Raw genomic sequence first — 21,952 nt, forward strand, 5'->3', positions numbered from 1 at the left:
GCCGCGCTCAGTGCGCGGCCATGCCCCCGTCGACGAACAGCGAGTGGCCGGTCACGTACGCGGAACCCGCGCCGGCGAGGAACACCGCTGCGCCGGCGAAGTCGCCGGGCAGACCGTTGCGTCCGATCATCGTCCGACCTGCGAGGGCGGCGATCTGCTTCGGATCCTCCTGCAGGCGGGCATTCAGCGGGGTGAGCACGAACCCGGGCACGAGCGTGTTGCTCGTCACTCCGTGCGGACCCCATGCTTCCGCTTCCGACCGCATGAGCGATTCCACGGCACCCTTGGAAGCTCCGTAGATGCCGCTGCCGACGAACGCGCGGTGCGCCTGCTGCGAGCTGATGTGGATCAGACGTCCGTAGCCGCGGGAGGCCATCCCTGACGCGTAGCGCTGTCCGAGCAGGAACGGCGCCAGCGCATTCACGGTCATCGTGGCATCCCAATCCTCTTCGGTGATCTCTGCGAAAGGCGGACGGATGTTGATGCCGGCCGAATTCACCAGGATGTCCGGTTCACCGAACGGCTCTGCAGCTGCTTCGGCGGCGGCGCGGATGCCCTCGCGCGTACTGAGATCTCCGACGACCCCGGCGGCGCGGCATCCGGCGTCCTGCAACTCGCTCACCGTCTCATGGATGCGCTCGCTGCCGCGGGCGACGATGACTACGGATGCTCCGGATCGAGCGAGCGCGGTCGCGATGCCTCGGCCGATTCCGGAGCTGCCGCCGGTGACCACAGCAGTGCGGCCTTCGAGGGAGAACAGTTCTTGGAGGTAAGTGGTCACGGGGTCAGAGCCTCTCTGAGTGGCCGCGCCGCATGTTCACCATGCGAGGGCGTCGGCGAGATGGGGATCGGGGTGGGCACCGGAGAACTCCGGCAGTGCGCGCAGTTCGTTCAGGAACGCGGTCACCTCTGCGGCGTACGCGGGGTCTGGGTGGCTGCTGGCGATCTCGTGCAGCGGCGGCAGATCCATGGCGAGGATGAGATTGAGTCGGGCTGTGACGGCATCCGCGGCTCCCGCCTCGTGGAGCACGCGGATGCCGCCACGGAGCGCGGCGAGATAGTCCCGCAGCACGGGCAGCTGCGATTTGCCTTGCGACAGCGACGTGCCGTCAGCGCGCAGGCGCCAATGCACAGTGACGTCGGGTATCACGTCGAAGGAGGCCGCGCGCGTATACATCTGCTGGGCGACGATCTGATCTTCATAGGCGACGCCCTCGGGGAAGTGCAGACCGGTCCAGAAATCCGTGCGGCTGACCTTCGACCAAGCGACGATGTTCGCCGATGCCAGAGGATGCTCGATGATCGTCGTGCGCAGGCGCTGGGGATCCGTTGCGGCGGCCGTCCACGGCTGCACGCGGCCCGGCACGTAGGCGACGCCCTGCAGACGGGAGCGCACATACGCTCCGGCGACGAAATCGCTGCCGGTCTCGTCGAGCGTTCCGGTGAGCCGGGCGAGCGCCGTGGGCGTGAGTTCGTCGTCGCCGTCGAGGAAGCCGAGGTACCCGGTGTCGACGAGACCAAGCCCGATGTTCCGCGCGGCGCCGAGTCCGCGGGACGCCTCGTGGCGGAGGAATGTGAATCGCGGGTCGGATGCCGCGGCATCCGCGAAGATATCGCCGGTGGCATCCGCCGATCCGTCATCGATGAGGATTGCTCGCCAGCGCGACTCGGTCTGCGTCAGCAGCGAGGCGATCGCGGCTGGGGCGAACGCTTCGATATCCCGCCCGGGGACGATCAATGTCACGATCGGGTCGGAAGCGCTCATCAGGACGATTCTATGGCTCGTCAGACCATGCGGGCGCCCTCGTAGACTGTGGGCGTTCCGATGGCAGGGGAAGGGTGAGATGGCCGGTCGAAGCAGGGGCTCGCAGGCGATCAGAGCGGTGTGGATCCTGGGGTACCTCATCGGCACGACGTCGCACATCGTCGATCTCGCACTCGGCGGGCTCGGCGTCTACGGGGAGTTTCCGCTCGGTGTCCGTCTCTTCTGGGTATCGCTCACTATCCTCGACCCTCTCGTCGTCGTTCTCCTGCTGTTGCACAGGCGCACCGGAGTCGTGCTCGGTGCGGCGATCATCCTCGTCGACATCGCGGTCAACTGGACCGTCTTCGCGTCCGTCGGCGGACTGTCGCCTTTCGGATCGATCAGTCAGACGATGTTCGCCGTGTTCGTCGTCGCGACGGCGCGACCGCTGTGGCGGTCGCTCAACGGCGACGTTCGTGAGGAGTCATGAACCGGAAACGGCCGACACCGCCGCGGCGACGAGCGCGGCGAGATGCTCGGGGGCATCGTCCGGCAGGGGATCTCGCCCGAACGTGAAGCGCACCGAGGTCTGAGCAACCTCGGGAGCGACGCCGCAGGCGAGCAACACATGCGACGGCTCGTCGCTGCCGGCTGCGCACGCAGAGCCGCTGGAGGAGATCACACCGCGTCGCTCCAGTTCAAGCAGGACCGCCTCGCCACTCGTCCCGGCGAATGTGAAGCTCGCCGTGCCCGGGAGCCTGTTCGCCTGATCCCCGGTGAGCGCCGCCTGCGGTACGGCCGCGAGAACGCCGTCGATGAACCGTGCGGTCTGCGCGCCGACACGAGCGGCGACCGATTCGCGCTCAGCCTCGGCCAGTTCGAGAGCCACTGCCAGCCCCACTGCGCCCGCCACGTTCTCGGTTCCCGAGCGACGACCGCGCTCCTGTCCGCCGCCGTGCAGCAGCGGCTCGAGGGGAACCCGACCGCGCACCGCCAGCGCTCCGATGCCCTTCGGCGCGCCGAGTTTGTGCCCGGCGATGGAGATCGCGTCGGCACCATTCCCGGCGAGTGTCAGCCATCCGGCGGACTGCACGGCGTCGAGATGCAGCGGCACGTCGCCGCCTGCGGTGACGGCGGCGATGCCCGCGGCATCCTGCACCGTGCCGATCTCGTTGTTCGCGTGGCCGAGCGAGACGAGCGCCGTGTCGTCGCGCAGTGCTTCGGCCACGGCATCCGCACTGACGAGCCCCTCGCCGGTGACGGGAACCAATGTCACGTCGACGTCGTGGAAGCGCCGCAGGAAGTCTGCGGACTCGAGGATCGACTCGTGCTCGATGGGCGTCGTCACGAGGTGGCGGCGGCCACGCGCGAGGGCTGCGAGCACGATGCCCTTGACCGCGAGATTGTTGGCCTCCGTACCTCCGGCGGTGAAGATGACGTCACCCGTGCGCATGCCCAGCACGCGGGCGACCCGCGATCTGGCATCGTCCAGTGCGCTCGCCGCGGCCTCGCCCGCGGTGTGATGGCTGGACGGGTTGCCGAACACCCCCGTCAGATAGGGGCGCATCGCCTCGAGCACCTCCGGACGCACCGGAGATGTGGCGGCGTGGTCGAGATAGAGCATCAGATGAGGTCCTGCATCAGGAGATCCGCACGTCCAGTCCGAGATCCAGTGCGCGCGCCGAGTGGGTGAGGGCGCCGACCGAGATGACGTCGACGCCGGTCTGGGCGATGGCCCGCACGGTGTCGAGATTCACACCCCCGGATGCTTCGACCGTCGCCCGGTCGCCGATCAGAGCGACGCCGGCGCGCAGGTCCTCGAGCGAGAAATTGTCGAGCAGCACGGTATGCGCACCACCGGCGAGCACAGCCTCGATCTGGTCGAGGCGGTCCACCTCGACCACGACATGCGCGGTGTGCGGCAGGCGCGACAGGGCCTCGCGCAGCGCCGTCGCGAGATCGGCCCCCGAGCGCTGCAGCACAGCGAGGTGATTGTCTTTGGCCATCACAGCATCCGACAGCGAATAGCGATGATTGCTGCCGCCGCCGGACACGACCGCGTGCCGTTCGAATGCACGCAGCCCAGGCGTCGTCTTGCGGGTGTCGGCGATGCGCGCGCCGGTGCCCTCGACCGCCTTGACGTACTGCGCGGTCAGCGTCGCGATGCCACTCATCCGCTGCGTGAAGTTGAGCGCCACGCGCTCGGCGGTGAGGATGCTGCGGGCGGAGCCGGACACGGATGCGAGCACATCGCCGGGGCCGAACTCATCGCCCTCACCGACGTGCATGTCGATCATGAGGGTCGGATCCGTCAGGGTGAAGGCCGCGGTGAAGACGTCGCCGCCGCTGAACACGCCGTGCTCGCGCGCGCTGAGATCTGCGGTCGCGGTGGCGTCAGCAGGCAGCAGCGTCGTGCTGGTGAGGTCGCCCCACGGTGCATCCTCTTCGAGCGCTGCTCCGACGATACGGGTGAGGGTGGCTGCGGTGAGCATCAGGCTCCGATCAGGGCGGGGGATGCGGTGAGATGGTGTGCGCCGACGGACGCCGTGCGAGCAAGCGCGGCAGATGCCGTGGCTTCCGCGAGCAGCATGATGTTGGCGTCTTCATGTTCGGCGCCTGTGGTCGGGGCACTTGCCGAGGTGCGCCACGAGTGAATCGTGACGAGAGCGTCGGCGAGTCCGTCATCAGTGCGCAGCAGCCCGACCTGATCCCACATCAGTCGCTGAAGGGCGGCGCGGGAGAACGGTTCGCATCCTTCGACAGGCTCAGGGAGCGAAATCTCGGGCTCGGGGATCAGGTCGCCGAGCCTGTCGAAGCGTCCGGAAGCACCGAGCGCCGCGGCGGCACGCGCGCCGAACACCGCACCCTCCAGCAGCGAGTTCGATGCCAGGCGGTTGGCACCGTGCACACCTGTGCGCGCGACCTCGCCGACGGCGAAGAGCCCGGGCAGTGAAGTGCGTCCGTCGAGATCCGTGATGATCCCGCCCATCAGGTAGTGCGCGGCCGGTGTCACCGGGATGGGCTCGTGCGCCCAGTCGAAGCCGCGCTCGCGCGTGACACGGTCGATCGTGGGGAACCGCGCGGCGAGCCGATCGGCGCCGAGCATCGTCGCATCCAGCAGGACTGGCCGGCCGTGCGCCGCCTGCTTGGCGATCGCGCGGGAGACGATATCACGCGGGGCGAGTTCGCCGTCCGGATGACTGTCGAACACGAACCGTCGCCCCTCGTCGTCGAGCAGCGTCGCGCCTTCACCACGCACCGCCTCGGAGATGAGGAATGCCGGTCCCGCGGCGAGGACCGTCGGATGAAACTGCATGAACTCCAGGTCGGCCACGGCGGCTCCCGCACGCAGTGCCGCAGCGATGCCGTCTCCGGTCGCGCCGATCGGGTTGGTGGTGTGGGTGTAGAGCTGCCCCGCGCCCCCGGTCGCGAGGATCACGGTATCCGATTCGAGGTCGGCGAGCGCGTCGTCGCGCAGCATCCGGATGCCGCGAACAGACCCGCGATCGACGACGAGGTCGATCAGGAAGGCGTTCTCGATGACCTCGATCGGAGCCCGTCGCACCTCGGCGACCAGGGCACGGGAGATCTCGGCGCCGGTGGCATCGCCGCCGGCATGCACGATGCGGGCGTGGCTGTGCGCCGCCTCGCGGCCGAGGAGGAGCGAGCCGTCGGCTGCACGGTCGAAGGCGACCCCGCGCGCGATCAGCTCGGCGATTCGTGCCGCACCGTCCCGAACCAGCACGTCGACTGCCTCGGGGTCCGAGAGTCCGGCGCCTGCGCTGAGAGTGTCGGCGGCGTGCCGAACCGCAGAATCGCCGGGTCCGTACACACCTGCGACGCCGCCCTGCGCGAGCGGTGTGCAGCCGTCACCGAGCATGCTCTTCGTCACCAGCGTCACCGCGTGCCCGGCCTCGGACGCGTGCAGCGCCGCGGTGAGACCGGCGATCCCGGATCCGACGACGACGATGTTCATGCGCGGGGCTTCGCTGCCAGCATCCGCTCCAGGGCGACACGGGCGGGAGCCGCCACGTCGCTCGCGACCTGGATACGGTTCGGAGTGCGCCCGGCGACCAGTTCCTCGAGCACCCAGGCGAGGTAGCCGGGGTGGATGCGGTACATCGTCGAGCACGGGCAGACGACGGGATCCAGACAGAAGATCTCGTGCTGCGGGTACTGGGCGGCCAGCCGCCTGACCAAGTTGATCTCGGTGCCGATCGCGAACGTGGTCGGCTGTGTGGCGCCGTCGATCGCGCGGCGGATGTAGTCGGTGGAGCCGGCCTCATCCGCGGCATCGACCACCTCCATCGGGCACTCGGGGTGCACGATCACCCGCACGCCGGGGTGCTCTGCGCGCGCCTGTTCGATCTGATCGACCGTGAATCGGCGGTGCACAGAGCAGAAGCCGTGCCAGAGGATGACTCGCGAATCGACGAGCTGTTCGGCGGAAGACCCGCCGAACGGACGTCGCGGGTTCCACATCGGCATCTGCTCCAGGGGCACGCCCATCGCCTTGGCGGTGTTGCGTCCGAGGTGCTGGTCGGGGAAGAACAGCACCCGGTGTCCGCGCTCGAACGCCCACTCCAGAACGGTCTCGGCGTTCGACGACGTGCAGACGATGCCGCCGTGGCGTCCGACGAACCCCTTGATCGCGGCGGAGGAGTTCATGTACGTCACCGGGATCACCGGAACGCGCCCGGTCTCGTCGGCGGCGTCGAGCGGCCCGAGCACGTCGGCGAGCTGCTCCCAGCAGTCCTCGACCTGGTCGATGTCGGCCATGTCGGCCATGGAGCATCCGGCAGCGAGATTCGGAAGGATCACCGCCTGTTCCGGGCGGGACAGCAGATCGGCGGTCTCAGCCATGAAGTGCACGCCGCAGAACACGATCGCTTCGGCCTCCGGGCGCTCGAGGGCGGCGTTGGCCAGCTGGAACGAGTCGCCCACGTAATCGGCGTGCTGGATGACCTCTTCACGCTGATAGAAGTGTCCGAGCACGACGACGTGCTCGCCGAGCGTCGCTTTGGCTGCGCGAATGCGCTCGTCGAGCTCATCCTCGGCGGCCTCGCGGTACTCGACGGGCAATTCGCCCTGGCGTGGAGCGCCGGTCGGGATGACGTCGCCCATGGATGAGCCGGGTCCGTACCCGGGACGGGAGTCGAAGGTCCACGGCCCCTCGGCGAGGTCAGTGCTGCACGTGGCATCTGTCGAGGCGCCGACGACGATCGCCTGAATGGCGTGATCGACGGACGGGTCGGTGAGCTGGGGGAACGGCAGGAGGGTCATCGGGTCCTCTTCTCCTCGACGGCGAGCGGGCCACGATCGGCCAGTTCGACGGCGTCGTTGTATCGGTACAGTCGGGCAGGTCTGTGGCTGCCGGTGCGGAACTCGTCTGTCGGCAGCAGGGTGTCGGACGTCTCCACCTGGCGGCGGAAATTCGCGGGATCCAGGCGCTTGCCGAGGATCGCCTCATATGCCTCGCGCAGATCCGCGAGCGTGAACGTCGGTGGCAGGAAGCCATGCGCGACTCGGCTGTAGCCGACCTTGTTGCGCAGCCGCCACAGGGCGTAGTCGATGATCTGCGTGTGATCGAACGCCAACGAGGGCAAGCCCGCGGCGTCGAACCACTGCACGTTCTCCGGGGCAAGACCGGATGCCACGTGCGCGGCGCTCTGCGCGTCGACCTCGTCCGAGCGAAGCAGCGCCCAGTACACGATCGAGACGACGCGACTCGGAGAGCGGTCGACGGCGCCGAAGGCGTAGAGCTGCTCAAGGTAGCTGGGGGAGAGGCCGGTGGTCTCGTGCAGGGTGCGCGCGGCGGCATCTTCGAGGCTCTCGTCCGGTTCGAGCCAGCCGCCGGGGAGTGCCCAGTCGCCCTGATACGGGTCTCGTGTGCGGAGCACCAGGGGAAGCGCGAGCGAGGGCTGATCGACGACGGGCGCGCGACGCAGCGTCAGGATCACTGTCGACACTGCGACGCGGATCTCTTGATCGCTGGTTCTGGTCACCATGACTTTAACCCCCTGGAACGATCTTAGTGTCATGATGACCCGAAGATCAATCGGGCCACCGTCATATGACGCGATCAGAAACGCCGCATCGGGACGGAGCCTGCACGCTAAGCTGTCTGCATAACTGAAGACAGGCCCCACGACCCGTGCGGGAGAGCCCCGGTGAATGCAGCCGGGCACCGAAGGAGCACGCCTCCCCGCCAATCTCTCAGGTACCGCGTACCGCGCAGGTCAGGCCACTCTGAAAAGTGATGCTCACGCATCCGCCGACGGTGAAAACCTCCCGCACACAGCGAGGGGTGAAACTCTCAGGCCCATGACAGAGGGGGAGTTCTCGGATACCGTGCATTCCGTACGGCATCCTTCCGATCCATCCGGGAGAACTCCATGGCTGAGGCCCGCTTCACCCCGCTGCGTGAACGACATGAGTCGCTCGGCGCGTCCTTCACCGATTTCGGCGGCTGGCAGATGCCGGTGCGTTACACGTCAGACCTCGCCGAACATCACGCCGTGCGCCAGTCCGCCGGGCTCTTCGACATCTCCCACATGGCGGAATTCACTGTCGAGGGCACGGGCGCCGCGGCGTTCCTGGACTACGCACTCGCCGGACGCCTATCGACGATGGCGGTCGGAAAGGCGAAGTACTCGCTGCTGCTTGCCGAAGACGGCGGCATCATCGACGACGTCATCGCCTACCGGCTTGACGAGGATCGCTATCTGATCATCTCCAACGCCGGGAATCGGGATGCTGTGAGCGCGGCCCTCAGCGATCGGGTCGGAGACTTCGGCGTCGCCGTGGAGGACGTCTCGGACGCTTACGCCCTTCTTGCGGTCCAGGGGCCCTCGTCGGAGGCGATCGCCGCCGCGATCGAGGGCATCACCGAGGTCGGCATCGGATGGAGCGATCAGAAGTACTACGCGTGGACGGATGCCTTCTTCCTCGGTGCTCCGTTGCTCATCGCGCGCACCGGCTACACCGGGGAGGACGGCTTCGAACTGCTCGTCCGTAGCGAAGACGCCGCTGCGCTGTGGGACGCGGTGCTCGCAGCCGGGGAATCGCACGGCATCGTTCCGGCCGGTCTCGCCGCTCGCGACACGCTGCGCCTCGAAGCCGGCATGCCGCTGTACGGCCACGAACTCTCGCTCACGACGAAGCCTGTGCAGGCCGGGCTGGGCAGGGTCGTGGCATCCGATAAGGATGCATTCGTCGGCAAGGACGCTGTCTCGCCCAGCGAAGAGGCCCGCGTGCTCGTCGGCCTCGTCGCCGAGGGCAAACGCGCCGGCCGCGCAGGCTACGCCGTGGTCGCCGAGGATGGCTCCGCCCTCGGCGAGATCACCAGTGGCGCGCTCAGCCCCACACTCGGCCACCCGATCGCGATGGCCTACATCGATCCTGCTTCTGCCGAAGTGGGAACTGCCGTATTCCTTGACGTGCGGGGCACGAAGATCCCCGCGACCGTGACCGCTCTGCCTTTCTACCGGAGGACGAAATGACCGATCTGAACGAACTCACCTACACCGAAGAGCACGAGTGGCTCGCCATCGCCGATGGTGTCGCCACCATCGGCATCACGGACTTCGCAGCAGAGAAGCTCGGCGACGTCGTCTTCGTCGAGCTGCCTGCGGTGGGGACAGAGCTCACGGCCGGATCGGTGGTCGGCGAGATCGAGTCGACCAAGTCGGTGGGCGAACTCTTCGCTCCCGTTGCCGGCACGGTGGTCGAGATCAACGACGCCGCGGTCGATGACCCGTCGCTGGTGAACGCCGCGCCGTTCGAAGGCGGCTGGCTCATCAAGGTGTCCGTCGCGGACGGCGTGGCCGATGGACTGCTCGATCGCGCGGCCTACGTCGCACTGACGGAGGGTTGATTCCGCAGTGACCATCTTCTCCGATCGTCATATCGGAACGACCGCCGAGACCCAGCGCGTGATGCTGGAAGCCCTCGGCGTCGACACGTCCGATCCGTCCATGTCACTCGAGACGCTGATGCGCGGCGCAGTGCCGGCATCGATTCTGTCCGAACCCGCCGCGACTTCGGCCATCCCGCCGGCCGCCACTGAGGCCGAGGCGCTCGCCGAGTTGCGCGCGTTCGCATCCCGCAACCGGGTGAACCGCTCGATGATAGGGCTCGGCTACTACGGCACGCTCACACCCAGCGTGATCCAGCGCAACGTGCTGGAGAACCCGTCCTGGTACACGGCATACACGCCGTATCAGCCGGAGATCTCGCAGGGCCGCCTCGAGGCTCTGATCAACTTCCAGACGATGGTCGCCGACCTCACCGGATTGTCGACGGCGAACGCCTCGATGCTCGATGAATCCACGGCGGTCGCCGAGGGGATGCTGCTGGCCAGGCGTGCGTCGAAGGCGAAGTCCGAGGTGTTCGTCGTCGACGCCGACGCGTTCCCGCAGACCAAGGCGATTCTCGAGACGCGTGCCGCTGCGCTGGGGATCGAACTGGTCGAACGCGACCTCGCCGGGGGCGAGGCGCTGCCGGATGAACTCTTCGGCGTGCTCGTGCAGTACCCGGGAGCGTCAGGTCGCGTCTGGGACCCGAGCGCAGTGATCGACGCCGCGCACGTCGCCGGCGGCCTCGCGGTCGTCGCGGCGGACCTGCTCGCGTTGACGTTGACCTCGTCGCCCGGTTCACTCGGCGCCGACGTCGCGGTCGGAACCACACAGCGGTTCGGCGTCCCGATGGGCTTCGGTGGTCCGCACGCCGGGTACATGGCAGTGCGGCAGGGACTGGAACGCCAGCTTCCCGGCCGCCTGGTCGGCGTCTCGGTGGATGCCGACGGGAAGCCTGCCTATCGACTCTCGCTGCAGACGCGCGAGCAGCACATCCGCCGGGAGAAGGCGACGAGCAACATCTGCACCGCCCAGGTGCTCCTCGCCGTCATGGCGGCGATGTACGCGGTCTATCACGGTCCGGACGGCCTGCGTCAGATCGCCGGAGACGTCGCATCCAAGGCAGCGGTACTGGGTGACTGGCTGGCCGAACGCGGTGTCGAAGTCGTCCACGAGACGTACTTCGACACGCTTCAGGTTCGAGTCCCGGGCGAGGCGGCAGAGATCGTCCGTCGCGCGCACGATGAACTTGGCATCCTTCTGCACCTCGCCGGTCCAGATCTTCTCAGCATCGCGGTGGACGAGACGACCACCTTCGCCGAGCTTTCCGCGGTCAGCACGCTGTTCGGCGCTCCCGCACGGGTGTTCGACGCACGCGGCGACGGCACGCGTGCCCGCATCCCGAACGCGCTGCACCGCACCGACGACTACCTCACCCACCCCGTCTTCCACGTGCACCACAGCGAGACGGCGATGATGCGGTACCTGAAGAGCCTCGCCGACCGCGACTATGCGCTCGACCGCGGCATGATCCCGCTGGGCTCGTGCACCATGAAGCTCAACGCCGCGACCGAGATGGCCTCGATCACGTGGCCGGAGTTCGCCGGAATCCACCCGTTCGCACCGGCATCCGACGTCGAGGGTTATCTCGATATGATCGACCAGCTCGAGAGCTGGCTCGCAGAGGTCACCGGGTACGACGCGGTCTCGCTGCAGCCGAACGCCGGATCGCAGGGTGAGCTCGCCGGACTCCTCGCGATCCGCGGCTACCACCTCGCGAACGGCGACGATCACCGCACGGTGTGCCTGATCCCGTCGTCCGCGCACGGCACGAACGCAGCATCGGCAGTGCTCGCGGGCATGAAGGTCGTCGTCGTGGCGTGTGATGAGCTCGGCAACGTCGATCTAGACGACCTGCGAGCGAAGATCACGGCGCATGCCGACGAGATCGCCGCGCTCATGATCACATACCCCTCCACGCACGGTGTGTACGAACAGGATGTCGTGGAGGTCACCGCTGCGGTGCACGACGCCGGGGGTCAGGTGTACGTCGACGGTGCGAACCTCAACGCGTTGCTCGGCTACGCCCGCTTCGGCGATCTCGGTGGAGACGTCTCGCACCTCAACCTGCACAAGACGTTCGCGATCCCGCACGGCGGGGGTGGACCAGGCATCGGTCCGGTGGCGGCCAAGGCGCACCTCGCGCCGCATCTGCCCTCTCACCCGCTCGCGCAGCGCGCGGTGCATGCCGGCGGATATGAGTTCGCCGGTGGGCCCGTCTCGGCGGCGCCGTACGGATCGGCTGGAATTCTGCCGATCTCATGGTCGTATGTGCGCATGATGGGAGCTTCCGGTCTGCGCGACGCGACTGCAGCGGCGGTCTTGTCGGCGAACTACATCGCCGCACGCCTGGGCGAGCACTTCCCGGTGCTGTACACGGGGGAGAACGACCGGGTCGCCCACGAATGCATCCTGGATCTGCGTCCGCTGAAGGAGGCCACCGGCATCACCGTCGACGACGTCGCCAAGCGGCTGATCGACTACGGCTTCCACGCGCCGACCATGTCGTTCCCCGTGCCGGGCACGTTGATGGTCGAACCCACCGAGTCGGAGGACCTCGGCGAGATCGATCGGTTCATCGAAGCAATGATCATGATCAAGCATGAGGCGGATGCCGTGGCATCCGCTCGTTGGCCGCGCAGAGGACAACCCGCTCGTGCACGCGCCGCACACCGCCGTCTCGCTGATCTCGGGGGAGTGGAACCACGCCTACTCGCGTGAAGATGCCGCCTATCCCGTCCCCGCGCTCGTCGCAGGGAAGTACTGGCCGCCTGTTCGTCGGATCGATCAGGCCTATGGCGATCGCAATCTGGTCTGCTCGTGCCCGCCGGTGGAGGCGTTCGCCTGACGCGGATGTCGTCCGCCCGCATGGAGCCGCGTTCTTCCAGAGGGTAGAGCGCGGCTTCGTCGCATCATTTGCGGTGTTTCGCGGAAGTTACGTATGGTCACCACTCAGTAACAGTTCGTTAGCTGAGAGCTTCGCGGAGCGCAACCGGGGGTTACGCTCAACTATCCCTGCATGCTCGACGATGCGCACGCAGTCTCAGTACTGTCCACAGGAGGACATAAAGTGAAAAGAAACAGGATTGCCCTCACGGGAGCCGCATTGCTCGCGATCGGCGCCATGGCGCTGGCCGGTTGCGCCGGAGGCAGCACCGACACCGGTGACGAAGGCTCGACGGGCTCCTCGTCGGCCATCATCTCGGCGAACGGCGGCGAGCCGGAGAACGCGCTGATCCCGACCAACACGAACGAGGTCAACGGCGGCAAGATCCTCGACTCCGTCTTCGCGGGCCTCGCCTTCTACGACGGTGACGGTGCTCTCGTCAACGACATGGCCGAAGAGATCACAGTCGACGCGCCGAACAAGGTCACGGTCAAGCTGAAGGAAGGCAACACCTTCACCAATGGTGAAGACGTCGTCGCCCACAACTTCATCGACGCGTGGAACTACGGTGCGCAGCTCTCGAACGCGCAGCTCAACCAGTCCTGGTTCGGCGACATCGTCGGCTTCAACCCTGACGCGGATTCCGAGCTCACCGGCCTGACCGAGGTCGACGACTACACATTCACGATCGACCTGAGCAGTGACGTGGCATCCGACTTCGTCACCCGTCTCGGTTATTCGGCGTTCTACCCGCTCCCCGACGTCGCGTTCGAGGACATGGATGCGTTCGGCGAGAACCCGATCGGCAACGGCCCGTACATGCTCGCCAGCGAGGGTGCCTGGCAGCACGACGTCCAGATCGACCTGGTCAAGAACGAGGACTACAAGGGCGAGCGCGTCGCGCAGAACGGTGGCCTCACGCTGAAGTTCTATACCGCTCCGGACGGTGCTTACGCCGACCTGCTCGGTGGCAACATCGACGTCATCGACCAGATCCCGGAGAGCTCGCTTGCCGTGTTCGAGGACGAGCTCGGTGAGCGTGCGACGAACCAGCCCGCCGCGATCTTCCAGTCGTTCACGATCGGTGGACAGCTTGCTCACTTCTCCGGTGAAGAAGGCGCGCTCCGTCGCCAGGCGATCTCGATGGCGATCAACCGCGAGGAGATCACCAAGACGATCTTCGCCGACACGCGCACTCCCGCCAGCGACTTCACGACTCCGGTGATCGACGGCTGGAGCGACAGCGTTCCGGGTGCCGAGGTTCTCGCATACGACCCCGACAAGGCAGCGGAACTGTGGGCTGAGGCCGACGCCATCTCGCCGTGGTCCGGAACCTTCCAGATCGCTTACAACTCCGACGGCGGACACCAGGTCTGGGTCGACGCGGTCTCTAACTCCCTGAAGAACACGCTCGGTATCGAGGCATCCGGTGCCCCGTACGTCGATCTCGCGACGCTCCGCGCTGCGGTGAACGCTCGTGATGCCGCAGGCGCGCGAACCATCCAGACCGCGAACCGGTCCGGATGGCAGGGCGACTACCCGGCGGTGTACAACTTCCTGCACCCGCTGTACGCAACCGGTGCGTCGTCGAACGATGGCGACTACTCCAACGAAGAAGTGGACTCGCTGCTGGCCGAGGGCGCTGCGGCGACCGACGCGGCTGACGCCAACGCGGCGTACCAGAAGGTTCAGGAGATCCTGTTCAAGGACCTTCCGGTGATCCCGCTCTGGTACCAGAACTCCATCGGCGGATTCGGCGAGAACGTGGACAACGTCACGGTCGGCTGGAACTCTGTTCCGCTGTACTACGAGATCACGAAGGCCGAGTAGGCTCCGGGAGTGATCGACAGCGAGGCGGTGGCGACGACGTCACCGCCTCGCGTCGTGCGCTCCGGCTGATTCCCTCTCCACGAAAGGAGTAAAGGATGCTCGCCTATACCCTGCGGCGACTCCTGCAGCTGATCCCGGTCTTCTTCGGTGCCACGCTGCTCATCTACGCGCTCGTCTTCCTCATGCCGGGCGACCCGATCGCGGCGCTCTTCGGCGACAAGCCGCCGAGCCCGCAGCTGCTCGCGACCATCCGAGCGCAGTATCACCTGGACGAGCCTTTCCTCGTCCAGTACTTCTACTACATCACCGGTGTCTTCCGAGGCGACATGGGCCAGACCTTCTCCGGCCAGTCCGTGAGCACGGTTCTCGCCCGGACCCTCCCGGTGACGGGGCGCCTCGCGATCATGGCGATCGCGATCGAGTTCACGCTCGCGATCATCATCGGGACGCTCTCCGCTCTCCGCAAGGGGAAGTTCTTCGATCACGCGTCGCTGATCGTGTCGCTCGTCTTCCTCTCGATGCCGATCTTCGTGGTCGCCTTCCTCGCGCAGTACTTCCTCGCGATCAAGCTGGGGTGGTTTCGTCCGACGATCGGCGGTCAGAACGACTGGGGTGATCTGTGGCTTCCGGCCATCGTGCTCGGTCTGAGTCTGTACGCGACGAGCATGCGACTCATGCGCGGATCGGTTCTCGACACCCTCAACCAGGACTGGGTTCGCACGGCTTACGGCAAGGGCCTTCCGCGCGAGCGCGTGATCCCCGTGCACGTGCTGCGCAACTCGCTGATCCCTGTGATCACGAACTCTGCGACCAACTTCGGTGTACTCCTCGTCGGTGCGACCGTGACGGAGTACATCTTCAATATCCCAGGTGTCGGCCAGACCCTGTTCCAGGCGACGTTGAGGCATGAAGGGCCGACGATCGTCTCCTTCGTGACGGTGTTCGTCATCGTCTACGTTCTCGTCAATCTGCTCGTGGATCTGCTCTACGGGCTGCTCGATCCGAGGATCCGCTATGTCAAATAACCTTCCCGCCCACTACGTCGCGCCGGTCGCGGAAGAACAGCCGCCGACCGACGCAGTCCATGTCGAGGGCAAGCCCGCGAGCCTGTGGCGCGACGCGTGGAGTGACCTTCGCAAGCGCCCATCGTTCTGGATCTCGGTCGGGATCGCCTTCATCATCCTGCTCATGGCGGTGTGGCCGACGCTCTTCACGCTGACGCCGCCGAACAACCAATGCGAGCTGGCGAACTCCAACGCCGGACCTGCGGCCGGACATCCCCTGGGATACACATTCCAGGGTTGCGACATCTGGTCGCGCATCGTCTGGGGATCGCGGACGTCGATCAGCGTCGGCCTCCTGGCGACGCTGATCAGCTCCACTCTCGGGCTGATCATGGGATCACTGGCCGGCTATTACGGCGGATGGGTCGATGCGGTTCTCTCCCGCATCGGCGACATCTTCTTCTCGATCCCCTACATCCTCGCGGCAGTCGTCGTGATGACGGTGTTCTCGCAGTACCGCAATGTCCTCACCCTCGCTTTCGCGATCGGCGGGTTCGCCTGGGCTGCCACGGCGCGCGTCGTCCGAGCGGAAGTGCTCAGAGTCAAACAGGCCGACTTCGTGATGGCGTCGACTGCGCTGGGCAAGTCGCGTTTCGGGACCTTGCTCTCGCACGTCATCCCGAACGCCTTCGCTCCGCTGCTCGTGCTGGCGACGTTGGCGCTTGCCGGCGGTATCGTCGCAGAGGCGACGCTGAGCTTCCTCGGCGTCGGGCTCGGCAGTGACGTCATGTCCTGGGGCAACGACATCGGTCAGGCGCAGCCATCGCTGCGTGTCGCTCCGATGGCCTTGATCTATCCGTCGATCGCGCTCACCGTATCGGTGCTCGCGTTCATCCTCCTGGGCGAGCTCATCAGAGACGCTCTCGATCCGAGAGCGAGGGCACGCCGATGAGTGCGTCACTCACAGCAGCGCCGCTCCTGAGCGTTCGAGACCTCACGGTCGCGTTTGACACACAGCGCGGTACACGACAGGTGCTGCACGGGATCAGTTTCGATGTGGCCGCGGGCGAGACCGTCGCCATCGTCGGCGAGTCCGGCTCGGGCAAGTCGACGGCCGCGACGGCGATCATCAAGCTGCTCGCCGGAACAGGGAGCGTCACGGGTGGCAGCATCACCCTGGACGGGCAGGAGTTGACGAAGCTCTCCGAGCGGGAGATGGAACGACTGCGCGGCAGGGAGATCGGCTACGTGCCGCAGGATCCGATGTCGAACCTCAACCCGGTGTGGAGCATCGGCTTTCAGGTCGAGGAGGCGGTTCGTGCGAACGGCCTCGCTCAGGGCCGCGCCGCGGTCCGCGCACGCGCGATCGAGGTTCTCCAGCAGGCAGGGCTCGCCGACGCCGCCAAGCGGTTGCGTCAATTCCCTCACCAGTTCTCCGGTGGGATGCGCCAGCGCGCGCTCATCGGCATCGGACTGGCGGCGGATCCGCGGCTGCTCATCGCCGATGAGCCGACCTCCGCGCTCGACGTCACCGTACAGCGCGTCATCCTCGACCACATGGCGAGCCTGACGCGCGATCGTGGCACTTCGGTGCTGCTGATCACCCACGACCTGGGGCTGGCGGCGGAACGCGCCGAGCGCCTGATCGTGATGCAGAGCGGCATGATCGTCGAGTCGGGCCCGAGCAAGGAGATCCTGCAGAACCCGCAGCATCCGTACACGAAGCGTCTCGTCGCCGCGGCGCCGAGCCTGGCTTCGCAGCGAATCCAGGCCGTCGTAGAGGACCGCGGGGTGGAAACGCTGGAGGATCTCGCAGGCATACCGCCGACGGTGCGCGTGTCCGGTCTCACTAAGGACTACCGCATCCGCCAGGGCGGGTTCCGCAGTGAGCTGTTCCGCGCCGTCGACGATGTCTCGTTCGAGATCCCGCGAGGCAAGACGCTCGCTCTGGTCGGCGAGTCCGGGTCAGGCAAATCGACAGTGGCGAAGATGGTGCTCAAGCTCGAGGATCCCACCGCGGGGACGATCGAGATCGACGGGATGGATGTGTCGGGCTTCTCCCGGGCACAGTCCTTCGGACTCCGTCGTCGTATGCAGCCGGTGTTCCAGGATCCGTACGGATCCCTGGATCCGCTGCGGAACCTCGAGAACACCATCGCGGAGCCGCTCGAGATTCACGGCGTGGGCGATCGGACTTCACGTCGTCAAAGAGTGCGAGAGCTGCTCGACCAGGTTTCGCTGCCTCAGGATCTGGCGACGCGCTACCCGAGCGAGCTTTCGGGAGGACAGCGTCAGCGTGTCGCGATCGCACGGGCGCTTGCCCTCAAACCGGACATCGTCGTGCTCGACGAGGCGGTCTCGGCGCTGGACGTGCTCGTGCAGGCGCAGATCTTGAAGCTCCTCGCGGATCTCCAGACCGAGCTCGGGTTGACGTACCTCTTCATCACGCACGACCTCGCAGTGGTGCGTGTCTCCAGCGACCTCGTCTGCGTGATGGAGCGAGGGAAAGTGGTCGAGCAGGGAACTGTCGATGAGACGTTCGCGAACCCGAAACAGGAGTACACAGGACGTCTCCTCGAGGCGATTCCCGGTGCGTCCATCCCCCTGGGCGGCTACTGATCGTGGAATCAGGTTCCTCGCCTGAGGGCGCGCGGACATTCCGTTCGCCCTCAGGCCCGGTGATCATGATCGGGGCAGTACTGCTGGCGCTCTTCCTTCTGGGCGACGCCATCGTGAGAGGTGGCTGGGCGCAGACGCTGCTGCTCGCGCCCTGGGTGCTTCTGGGCTTCTGGGTCGTCTACGAGATCAGCTTCGTCTCGTCAGTGCGCATCCGGGATGACGGCGTCCTCGTGCAGAACATGCTTCGTCGCGTATCGTTCGGCTGGGACCGCGTGCGCGATATCGACATGCGCTGGCAGCTGGAATTCACGCTCGATGATGACACGACGGTCACCTGTTATGGGGGTCCTGCGCATTCACGGCCGATACGGAGCAAGATGCGCGCGGAAGACGACACGAAAGCCCCAGCGGGGTTGCGCGCTCTCGCCGACATCCGGGATCAGTGGCAGGCGAGCGATGCGGCATCCGGCCCGATCCGAAGGACGTGGGACGGACCGGCGCTGATCGTCCTGGCGACGATCGTGATCTGGGCGATCGCTTCGATCCTCATCGCCAGCGCCGGCTGATCGGCCCGCGCGGCCCGGTCGTCCCGTGCACCTAGCGTTTTCATAGGCGGTGCTGCTTGGCTCGGAACATGCAATGTCCTACCGATGGCACGACCCTGGTGATGAGCGACCGAAGCGGCATCGAGATCGACTACTGCCCGCAGTGCCGGGGAGTCTGGCTCGATCGCGGTGAACTGGACAAGATCATCGACCGCTCGGTGACCGCACCGCAGCCGCCCCGCAGCGAACCGGATGGCCCGCGCTATGCGCCGCCGGGGTTCGAGCAGCCGCGCTACGAGCAGCCGCGCTACGACGAACCGCGCTACGACCAGCAGCGTTATGACGATCGCGGTCAGCGCCCCCAGCGACGTAAGCGCGAGAGCTGGCTCAGCGACCTCTTCGACTGACCCCACCCCTCGCATCCCGCCCTGTGCGCCGCGCGTGCATGCGGTCTCGTGGATTCAAGAGACCGCATCAGCCCGGGAGCCCGAACAGGGCGGGGAAGGTGGCCGCGGCCCACGGATAGCCGACGAATGCGGCGGCGTCGATCACGAAGTGCGCCACGAGGAAGGGCAGCAGCCTGCCCGTGCGGGCGAACAGCCAGCCGAACAGCAGTCCCATGGCGAGGTTGCCGATGAACGCGCCTGGCCCCTGATACAGGTGATAGCTCGCGCGCAGCACTGAGGTGGCGATGATGATCGGCCAGATGCCCCACCCGAGCTGCTTGAGGCGGGCGAAGAGATAGCCCAGCACCACGAACTCTTCCATGAGCGCCGCGCGAGCGGCGGAGAGCAGCAGAACCGGCACCGTCCACCAGTAGTTGTCGAGGCTGCCGGGATTCACGGCTACGAAGAGTCCCAGCATCCGCCCGACCAGGTAGAGCGCAATGCCTGGAACGCCGATGGCCACGACGAGCAGGATGCCGTGGCCGGTGTCGCGACCCAGGCGTGCGCCGTCGAGCCCGAGTCTGCCCAGGTGCGGGCGCGACGCCTGCCAGAGCAGAAAGCACACCAGCAGCACCGGCACGATCGAGAAGGCGATCCCGAGCACCTGGTAGATGAGGTCGAAGACCTCGCGATCGCTGCGGGATGGGTTCAGGGTCGCTGTCTGGTCGGCGAGCGGTGTGGAGTCGGTGAGGCGGTACGCGAGCTGCACAACCGAGTAGACGGCGGATTCGCCGAGGCCCAGCGCGAGCACGATGGCGATCTCCCACCAGATGCGCGCACGGGATAGCGCGGGACTGAAATCGACCGTCGAGGAGTGCACAGCCTGATGCTACGGGAGCGTACTTATGCGCGCTCAGAGAGCGATCAGCCAGCGTGCGATATCCTGGACCGTCGGCATCCCGGCATTTCCCCTCCTCTTCTTAGGATCTTGCATGGCGCACGCCCTTCGCTCTGACCTCCGCAATGTCGCTATCGTCGCGCACGTCGACCACGGCAAGACCACGCTCGTGGATGCCATGCTCCGCCAGACCGGCTCCTTCGGTGAGCACGCTCACGTGGATGAACGCGCCATGGACTCGAACGATCTCGAGCGTGAGAAGGGCATCACGATCCTCGCGAAGAACACCGCGATCACCTACAAGGGTGTGCACGCCAAGGGCGAGGACATCACGATCAACGTGATCGACACCCCGGGCCACGCGGACTTCGGTGGCGAGGTCGAGCGAGGTCTGTCGATGGTCGACGGCGTGGTGCTGCTCGTCGACGCCTCCGAGGGACCGCTGCCGCAGACCCGCTTCGTGCTGCGCAAGGCACTCGAGGCGAAGCTGCCCGTCATCCTTCTCGTGAACAAGACGGATCGCCCTGACGCGCGCATCGCCGAGGTCGAGGAAGAGGCGCACGACCTGCTGCTGGGCCTGGCCTCCGACATGGTCGACGACGTGCCCGACCTCGACGTCGACGCACTGCTCGATGTGCCGGTCGTCTATGCCTCCGGTCGTGCCGGTGCCGCGTCGCTCAACCGCCCCGACAACGGCTCGCTTCCGGACAACGACGATCTCGAGCCGCTGTTCGGTGCGATCCTCGAGCACATCCCTGCGCCGTCCTACGACGACGAAGCACCGCTGCAGGCCTGGGTGACGAACCTCGACTCCAGCCCCTTCCTCGGCCGCCTCGCACTGCTGCGCGTCTTCAACGGCACGCTGAAGAAGGGCCAGACCGTCGCCTGGGTGCGTGCTGACGGCACCCACCAGAACGCTCGCATCACCGAGCTGCTGAAGACCCGCGCCCTTGAGCGGTACCCGGCCGAGAGCGCCGCCCCCGGCGACATCGTCGCCATCGCCGGCTTCGAGGACATCACGATCGGCGAGACGATCGCCGACCCCGAGGACGTTCGTCCGCTCCCGCAGATCCACGTCGATGACCCGGCGATCTCCATGACCATCGGCACGAACACGTCGCCGCTGATGGGCAAGGTCAAGGGTCACAAGCTCACTGCTCGCATGGTGAAGGACCGTCTCGATCGCGAACTGATCGGCAACGTCTCGCTCAAGGTCGTCGACATCGGACGCCCGGATGCCTGGGAGGTTCAGGGCCGCGGCGAGCTGGCCCTTGCCATCCTGGTCGAGAACATGCGCCGCGAGGGCTTCGAGCTCACCGTCGGCAAGCCCCAGGTGGTCACGAAGAAGGTCGACGGCAAGACGCACGAGCCGTTCGAGCACCTCACGATCGATGCTCCGGAGGAGTACCTGGGCGCGATCACGCAGCTGCTGGCAGCTCGCAAGGGGCGCATGGACAACATGATCAACCACGGCACCGGCTGGGTGCGCATGGAGTTCATCGTCCCGTCCCGCGGCCTGATCGGATTCCGCACCGAGTTCCTCACCACGACGCGCGGCACCGGCATCGCCAACGCCATCTCGCACGGCTACGAGGCCTGGGCGGGGCACATCACCACGCGTCAGAACGGTTCGATCGTCGCCGACCGTCAGGGCGTCGTCACCCCGTTCGCGATGATCGCCCTTCAGGAGCGGATGTCGTTCTTCGTCCAGCCCACCCAGGAGGTCTACGAGGGCATGGTCATCGGTGAGAACTCGCGCGCCGACGACATGGACGTGAACATCACCAAGGAGAAGAAGCTCACGAACATGCGTGCAGCGAGCTCCGACACGTTCGAGTCGATGACCCCGCCGCGTCAGCTCACGCTCGAGGAGAGCCTCGAGTTCGCCCGCGATGACGAATGCGTCGAGGTCACTCCTGAGGTCGTGCGCATCCGCAAGGTCAACCTCGATGCGACCGTCCGCGGCCGTGAGGCCTCGCGACTGAAGCGTCAGGACGCCAACGCGTAACAAGCAGTCCTCGATAAGGGCCCTGCCGCCGGATGACCGGGACGGCAGGGCCCTTTCCCGTGTGGCCGCACGACGCACATGCGCATGCACCTGTACAGCGAGCGCGATTCGGGTC

The 21,952-nt window shown here is 66.5% G+C and carries 19 protein-coding genes and 2 riboswitches; of the genes, 11 read left to right on the forward strand and 8 right to left on the reverse strand.

Features of this window, described 5'->3' with window-relative positions; translation table 11 throughout:
- Window positions 1-7 precede the first annotated feature (7 nt).
- Together QFZ46_RS15545 and QFZ46_RS15550 are read right to left on the reverse strand one after the other, a co-directional pair.
- Window positions 8-781 carry an SDR family NAD(P)-dependent oxidoreductase gene (locus tag QFZ46_RS15545; protein ID WP_307363113.1) on the reverse strand — a complete coding sequence of 258 codons (774 nt, stop codon included), beginning with the start codon at window positions 779-781 and terminating at the stop codon, window positions 8-10.
- 36 nt (window positions 782-817) lie between these two features.
- Window positions 818-1,765, reverse strand: coding sequence for a glycosyltransferase family 2 protein (locus QFZ46_RS15550; protein WP_307363114.1), 948 nt, complete (start codon window positions 1,763-1,765; stop codon window positions 818-820).
- Between the two features lie 79 nt (window positions 1,766-1,844).
- On the opposite strand from QFZ46_RS15550, the gene QFZ46_RS15555 reads away from it, so the two are divergent.
- Window positions 1,845-2,234: a hypothetical protein gene (locus tag QFZ46_RS15555; protein WP_307363115.1), complete on the forward strand. Its 390-nt coding sequence runs from the start codon at window positions 1,845-1,847 to the stop codon at window positions 2,232-2,234.
- Here the strand turns inward: QFZ46_RS15555 and QFZ46_RS15560 are convergent.
- The 5 genes from QFZ46_RS15560 to QFZ46_RS15580 are packed head-to-tail and all read right to left on the reverse strand — an operon-like array spanning window position 2,229 to window position 7,752.
- Window positions 2,229-3,368: a cysteine desulfurase family protein gene (locus QFZ46_RS15560; RefSeq protein ID WP_307363116.1), complete on the reverse strand. Its 1,140-nt coding sequence runs from the start codon at window positions 3,366-3,368 to the stop codon at window positions 2,229-2,231. The genes QFZ46_RS15555 and QFZ46_RS15560 overlap by 6 nt on opposite strands.
- A gap of 16 nt (window positions 3,369-3,384) precedes the next feature.
- Entirely contained in the window at window positions 3,385-4,236 is an 852-nt protein-coding gene (gene nadC, locus QFZ46_RS15565; RefSeq protein ID WP_307363117.1) for a carboxylating nicotinate-nucleotide diphosphorylase, read from the reverse strand.
- Window positions 4,236-5,720, reverse strand: coding sequence for an L-aspartate oxidase (gene nadB / locus QFZ46_RS15570; protein WP_307363118.1), 1,485 nt, complete (start codon window positions 5,718-5,720; stop codon window positions 4,236-4,238). The genes nadC and nadB overlap by 1 nt, the downstream gene beginning before the upstream one ends.
- Window positions 5,717-7,027 carry a quinolinate synthase NadA gene (gene nadA, locus QFZ46_RS15575; RefSeq protein WP_307363119.1) on the reverse strand — a complete coding sequence of 437 codons (1,311 nt, stop codon included), beginning with the start codon at window positions 7,025-7,027 and terminating at the stop codon, window positions 5,717-5,719. The genes nadB and nadA overlap by 4 nt, the downstream gene beginning before the upstream one ends.
- On the reverse strand, window positions 7,024-7,752 hold the full coding sequence (locus QFZ46_RS15580) for an NUDIX hydrolase (RefSeq protein ID WP_307363120.1): 729 nt from the start codon (window positions 7,750-7,752) through the stop codon (window positions 7,024-7,026). The genes nadA and QFZ46_RS15580 overlap by 4 nt, the downstream gene beginning before the upstream one ends.
- Window positions 7,753-7,891: 139 nt before the next feature.
- Window positions 7,892-7,987: riboswitch (glycine riboswitch) on the forward strand.
- A riboswitch (glycine riboswitch) is annotated at window positions 7,988-8,085 on the forward strand.
- 54 nt (window positions 8,086-8,139) lie between these two features.
- Here QFZ46_RS15580 and gcvT point away from each other — a divergent pair.
- The 9 genes from gcvT to QFZ46_RS15625 all read left to right on the forward strand — a co-directional run bounded on the left by gcvT (window position 8,140) and on the right by QFZ46_RS15625 (window position 18,952).
- The gene (gene gcvT / locus QFZ46_RS15585) at window positions 8,140-9,246 is read left to right on the forward strand and encodes a glycine cleavage system aminomethyltransferase GcvT (RefSeq protein ID WP_307363121.1); all 1,107 of its coding nucleotides are present in this window, start codon (window positions 8,140-8,142) and stop codon (window positions 9,244-9,246) included.
- The gene (gcvH, locus tag QFZ46_RS15590) at window positions 9,243-9,620 is read left to right on the forward strand and encodes a glycine cleavage system protein GcvH (RefSeq protein ID WP_307363122.1); all 378 of its coding nucleotides are present in this window, start codon (window positions 9,243-9,245) and stop codon (window positions 9,618-9,620) included. The genes gcvT and gcvH overlap by 4 nt, the downstream gene beginning before the upstream one ends.
- Window positions 9,621-9,681: 61 nt before the next feature.
- Window positions 9,682-12,381 carry an aminomethyl-transferring glycine dehydrogenase gene (gene gcvP, locus QFZ46_RS15595; protein ID WP_373457679.1) on the forward strand — a complete coding sequence of 900 codons (2,700 nt, stop codon included), beginning with the start codon at window positions 9,682-9,684 and terminating at the stop codon, window positions 12,379-12,381.
- Between the two features lie 349 nt (window positions 12,382-12,730).
- Complete coding sequence (locus tag QFZ46_RS15600) at window positions 12,731-14,377, forward strand: peptide ABC transporter substrate-binding protein (protein WP_307363123.1); 1,647 nt, start codon at window positions 12,731-12,733, stop codon at window positions 14,375-14,377.
- Window positions 14,378-14,472: 95 nt separating this feature from the next.
- On the forward strand, window positions 14,473-15,402 hold the full coding sequence (locus tag QFZ46_RS15605) for an ABC transporter permease (protein WP_307363124.1): 930 nt from the start codon (window positions 14,473-14,475) through the stop codon (window positions 15,400-15,402).
- Window positions 15,392-16,333 (forward strand): ABC transporter permease, encoded by a 942-nt coding sequence (locus QFZ46_RS15610; RefSeq protein WP_307363125.1) that lies wholly within the window; start codon window positions 15,392-15,394, stop codon window positions 16,331-16,333. The genes QFZ46_RS15605 and QFZ46_RS15610 overlap by 11 nt, the downstream gene beginning before the upstream one ends.
- Window positions 16,330-18,000: a dipeptide ABC transporter ATP-binding protein gene (locus QFZ46_RS15615; RefSeq protein WP_307363126.1), complete on the forward strand. Its 1,671-nt coding sequence runs from the start codon at window positions 16,330-16,332 to the stop codon at window positions 17,998-18,000. The genes QFZ46_RS15610 and QFZ46_RS15615 overlap by 4 nt, the downstream gene beginning before the upstream one ends.
- Before the next feature lie 65 nt (window positions 18,001-18,065).
- Window positions 18,066-18,566, forward strand: a complete 501-nt coding sequence (locus QFZ46_RS15620; protein ID WP_307363127.1) for a PH domain-containing protein — start codon at window positions 18,066-18,068, stop codon at window positions 18,564-18,566.
- A 68-nt stretch (window positions 18,567-18,634) separates the two neighbouring features.
- Window positions 18,635-18,952 carry a TFIIB-type zinc ribbon-containing protein gene (locus QFZ46_RS15625; RefSeq protein ID WP_307363128.1) on the forward strand — a complete coding sequence of 106 codons (318 nt, stop codon included), beginning with the start codon at window positions 18,635-18,637 and terminating at the stop codon, window positions 18,950-18,952.
- A gap of 67 nt (window positions 18,953-19,019) precedes the next feature.
- On the opposite strand, the gene QFZ46_RS15630 is transcribed toward QFZ46_RS15625, so the two are convergent.
- Window positions 19,020-19,811, reverse strand: coding sequence for a CPBP family intramembrane glutamic endopeptidase (locus tag QFZ46_RS15630; protein WP_307363129.1), 792 nt, complete (start codon window positions 19,809-19,811; stop codon window positions 19,020-19,022).
- Window positions 19,812-19,923: 112 nt separating this feature from the next.
- Between QFZ46_RS15630 and typA the strand changes: the two genes are divergently transcribed.
- On the forward strand, window positions 19,924-21,837 hold the full coding sequence (gene typA / locus QFZ46_RS15635) for a translational GTPase TypA (RefSeq protein WP_307363130.1): 1,914 nt from the start codon (window positions 19,924-19,926) through the stop codon (window positions 21,835-21,837).
- The last annotated feature ends 115 nt before the right edge of the window (window positions 21,838-21,952 follow it).

Source organism: Microbacterium murale (genome assembly GCF_030815955.1).
Classification (GTDB): domain Bacteria; phylum Actinomycetota; class Actinomycetes; order Actinomycetales; family Microbacteriaceae; genus Microbacterium; species Microbacterium murale_A.